The sequence below is a fragment of the Phormidium pseudopriestleyi FRX01 genome, assembly GCF_017313335.1.
GTDB lineage: Bacteria > Cyanobacteriota > Cyanobacteriia > Cyanobacteriales > Laspinemataceae > Laspinema > Laspinema pseudopriestleyi.
This window is the reverse complement of sequence record NZ_JAFLQW010000183.1, coordinates 1-4,951: the sequence shown is the minus strand read 5'-3', so window position 1 is coordinate 4,951 and position 4,951 is coordinate 1. Positions and strand designations below refer to the sequence as shown.

General features: G+C 49.8%; 2 protein-coding genes. Both read left to right on the top strand.

The window, feature by feature from the left end; translation table 11 throughout:
• The first annotated feature begins 16 nt into the window (after positions 1–16).
• A complete protein-coding gene (locus J0895_RS26930; RefSeq protein ID WP_422894314.1) occupies positions 17–163 on the top strand; it encodes a CBS domain-containing protein in 147 nt (48 codons plus the stop codon).
• A 187-nt stretch (positions 164–350) separates the two neighbouring features.
• Positions 351–4,951, top strand: a 4,601-nt coding sequence (locus tag J0895_RS06600) for a beta strand repeat-containing protein (RefSeq protein WP_207087314.1), incomplete at its 3' end; no start/stop codon positions are given.

Here is a 4,951-nt window from a genome sequence, read left to right as displayed (position 1 = left end):
CCCCGTCGAGCATATAATGAGCTCGCCAGTGTTTGCCATTAGTCCCGAGGATTCCTTGTGGATTGCTCTGCTGAAGATGCAGCAGCACCATGTGGGGCGATTAGCAGTTACGGGCATCCGAGGAGAACTGCTGGGAATTATATGGGGGAAAATTAACCATTAAGAGCATCCCTAATCAAGAAACGACGGTTTCCGTGGTGCTGCCAATTGACCTGAGCTTTTCCAGTGACGAAGGGTAAACTCCATTAGGACGAATCTTGTCCGAGATGCCTGTGGATAAGACTGGAAAGGGACTGGGGTTGCGATCGCCAATTTATTTCGGTTTGGGTGATTTTTACTAGGGCTATAAGATGAACAAATTCAGTATGATACCGATCGCACTGGTGCTCTCATCGGTGTTGAATGGAACCACCAGTTTTGCACAACCCATCGCCCCTGCTGCCGATGGGACAAATACGACAGTTAACCCCGAGGGGAATCAGTTTAATATTACAGGCGGAACCCTGTCGGGCGATCGCACCAATTTATTCCATAGTTTTGAGCAATTTGGCCTAGATTCGGGTCAAGTTGCCAATTTTTTATCTTCTCCAGAGATTCAAAATATCCTCGGACGAGTCACGGGTGGAGATGCTTCAATTATTAATGGACTCATTCAAATCACCGGGGGCAATTCTAATTTATTTTTAATGAATCCTGCCGGGATTTTATTCGGTCCCAATGCCTCTTTAAATGTCCCCGCTTCATTTACCGCCACCACCGCCACAGGAATTGGGTTCGGGAATGATTGGTTCCAGGCAGTGGGAGAAAATAACTGGGGAAATTTAATTGGAACGCCGAGTCAGTTTGCCTTTGAGATTTCCCAACCGGGAGTAATTGCTAATTTAGGCAACTTAACCCTCAATCCAGGGCAGAATTTAACCCTATTGGGGGGTACAGTATTAAATGCCGGGACGCTTGCTTCTCCCGGGGGAAATATTACCGTTGCAGCAGTTCCGGGAGAGAGTCGCGTTAGAATTTTTCAAGCTAATCATGTGCTGAGTTTAGAAGTGACTCCCTCTGATGAGACTCCCCTCACGTCCCAACTCACCCCCATGAGTTTGCCGGAACTCTTAACTGGGAGTGGCGTGAGTCATGCCAATCAGGTGCAGGTGAATCCCGATGGCACGATCGCCCTCACAGGTTCACACTCCCAGGTTCCGGTGGAATTTGGGGATGCCGTTGCCTCCGGTGAACTTAATGTCACGGGAGAAGCGGGCGGGACAGTCCAGGTATTGGGAGAACGGGTTGCCGTTGTCGGTGCCCATATAGACGCTTCAGGCATAGATGGCGGTGGTACGGTCCTGGTGGGGGGTGAGTATCAGGGTCAAGGTCCGATTCCTAATGCCTCGGATACTTTGGTGAGTCGGGATTCGATTATTTCTGCCGATGCCCTCTCCCAGGGAGATGGGGGTCGCGTGATTATTTGGGCGGATGATACCACCACATTCCGGGGGACAATCAATGCGCGCGGAGGGGTCGAGGCAACGGATGAACCCCAAAATGGGGGATTTGTAGAAGTATCGGGCAAGAAAAACCTGATTTTTCGCGGGTCAGTGGATCTAAGTGCGCCCAATGGAAGTTTAGGCACATTGCTCCTTGATCCAGAAAATATCATCATTGTGAGTGCCACTGGTGCAGCGGATGATCCCCAGTTAAGTGAGGGGGTCCCCAATCCCGGAGACCCGGAAGGGGCAATTTTTGCCGAAGATGGGGGGACAGCAAGCTATACTATCTCGAAATTCGTTTTAGAAACTTTGCCTGGGAATGGAGATATTATCCTAGAGGCGACTAATGATATCATCATTGAAGACTTGGCATATAATGGGGAACTCCGGTTTGAAGCGGGAACGGGTGAGATTAGCTTTGTGGCAGATGCGGATGGGAGTGGAACTGGCTCATTTTTGATGCAGAATACCCAAAATACGATCTCGGCACCGGGGAGAAGTGTATCCATTTCCGGTGCAAGTATCGTGGTTGGAAATATCAATACGGGAATTGATTTTGCCCCGACTGACGGGGGTGCAATTACTTTAAATGCCACGAACGGCAGTATTACTGGGGGGGAACTCTTGGCGGGAACGAATCCCCTACAGGGTGAAGGAATGGCCGGAAATGGCGGTGCAGTTACAATCAGTGCGCTGACGGATATTAATCTCACAAACATTGCTACCAGTTCTTACTCGTTCGATATGGGGGCGAGTAATGGGGGACGGATTGAGGTGAGGAGTACAACGGGCAATATAACTGTTCAAACTCTGAATTCTTCGACCATTACGGACCTGGGGATTGTTGGCAATGGTGGAGAGATTCTTGTAGAGGCACTGAATGGGTTTGTGAATACCTCGACAATTAGATCTAATGCTGACTCCTTTGATGGAACTGCGGGTACAGGCGGGAATATTGTGGTGAATGCTGGGACGATTGTCACTGTCAGCAACATTTTAGACTCTAGTAGTTCTGAACTCAACAGTGGGGGGAATGTTGAACTAACGGGGAATCAGATAGAGTTACCCATAGAAGGGTCGGGAGTCAGTAATAATGGGGGAATGTTACTGCTGCAACCGAGTACACCAGATACTAATATTGCTATTAATGCCCTAACTATTATACCAAACAGTTTAACGTTAACCCAGTTTCAAATTGGGCAACTCAATTCGGGGTTTGAGTCGGTGACGATCGGACGGGAGAATGGGACTGGGACAGTCACTCTGGATAGTTTTGAGAACCCGATTGATGCGCCTCTAACAGTGCGATCGCCCAATGGCGCAATTAATGTCAATAGTCCGATTGAGGCAGTCGATATTGGTTCGATTACCCTGCAAGGTGCAACCACTCTCAATTCTAATCTCACCACGGTGAACCAACCGATCGCCATTCAGGGAGATGTCACATTGGGACTCAATCCCGTTATCCTCACTTCAGGGGATGGTGAAATTACCCTCACCGGACAGGTGAATGGGAATCAATCCCTAACCTTAGATGCGGGAATTGGGGAGATTAGCATCACCGGAGAAATTGGCGGGGTCACCCCAATCGGGGATTTAACGGCGAATAGTACCGGGATTACCCAGTTTGGCGGACCCATCAATGCCACCAGTCTGACGACGAATGCTGGGGGAACAACTCAACTCAATGGGAATGTTACCACGACTGGGGCAGTGGGACAAGTCTATGGAAACAATGTCACCACTCCGGGCAACCTCACCTTAACCGGGGATGAACTCAGTTTTGGCGGAACTGTAACGGGAACCGGATTACTTACCCTGCAACCCGCTAACGTCAATACCCCAGTCGCCTTGGGCGATGCCACGGAAATCGGTGTGGGAACATTAGATATTACTGCTGCTGATTTAGCTGCATTCCAAGGATTTACTTCCCTGACAATTGGGCGGATAGATGGCAATGGCGCGATTTCTAGTGCTAATTTATCCTTAACTGTTCCCACCACCATTCAATCGGGAAACGGCGGCATTACCTTAGCGGGGGCAAATGGCGCACAACCCCTGACAGTGACTTCCACCAATGGAACCGTTGCCTTATCTGGGGCAGTGGGAGATATTACGCCATTATCCTCACTCACGGTAACTACCGGAGGGATTGCTACCCTGGGGAATGCCATTACCACCAATGGTCCGGATGGAGTGACGATCGCCGGAACTGGAGGAATTAATTTAACGGGACCCGTCACCCTTAATAGTAGTACCGGCAATGGGACAGTAGCCTTAACCGGGGCAGTCAATGGCAACTTTCCCCTAACCGTGACTTCCGGAAATGGGACGGTTACCCTCCCGGCGATCGGAAATATTACCCCCATCTCCTCCCTCACCCTTAATAGTACCAACACTGCCCAACTCACCGGGAATATTACCACCCAGGGCATCAATGGGGTGACGGTGAATGCACCCACTACCCTGGCATCCCCGGTAACCATCAATACCCAGATTGGCAATGGTCCGATTAACTTCGCCGGGGCAGTGGATGGAACTTTTCCCCTGACTCTGACAGCAGGAACCGGAAATGTGCGGTTCACTCAAACCCTCGGGGGTATTTTCCCCTTAACTCAACTGACGATCGCCGGGGGAATCCTGGAAACCGCTAATTTAAACGTCGGTAGCGGGGGAATAAATCTCACCGGCAGTAACATCACCCTAAATACTGTCAACACCACTGCTGGAGGAACGCTGGCGATTAACAATAGCGGAACCCTCAACCTTGCTGGATTAGTAAATCTTGCCGGATTGTTTTCCCAAACCGGAACCGGATCCGTCATCCTGGGAAATAATCTCACCACTACCAACCAAAATATAAGTTTTAATAGCCCCATTACCTTAACGGGCAACCCAGAAATCTCCGCTGGAACGGGCAGTCTCTCCTTTAATAATACTCTCAACGCTGGGACAGGCAATTTGAGTCTAACTGCCAACGAGATGCAGTTTGGCGGTGTAATTAGTGGGACTGGGTTGGCATTTTTATCCCCCGGTTCTAGCGATCGCACTATTCAAATTGGGGGAACATCTAGCAATAATGCCCTGAACCTCTCCCTCGCCGAACTGAATCTATTTCAACCGGGATTCACACAAATTACCATCGGGCGGGTTGATAGTACCGGGTTAATCTCCATCGCCCCACTCACCCTGTCTAACCAGTCCTTTTTCTTCCAAAGCGGCAACGGAATTATCTCCTTATTAGGACTGCTACGCGGCAACCTGGGGGCTGATTTCACCTTTTTTGCCAACGACATTGAACTCGCTGCCGGAATTGAAACTGACGGGACCGATATTGTCCTGGATGGCAATGTCAAACTCGCTGCCGATGTCACATTGAATACAGGACCCGGTGAGGGGAATATCACCTTTCAGCGAACGGTGAACGGAACTCATCAACTCACCCTCCAGGCAGGAACTGGGAATGT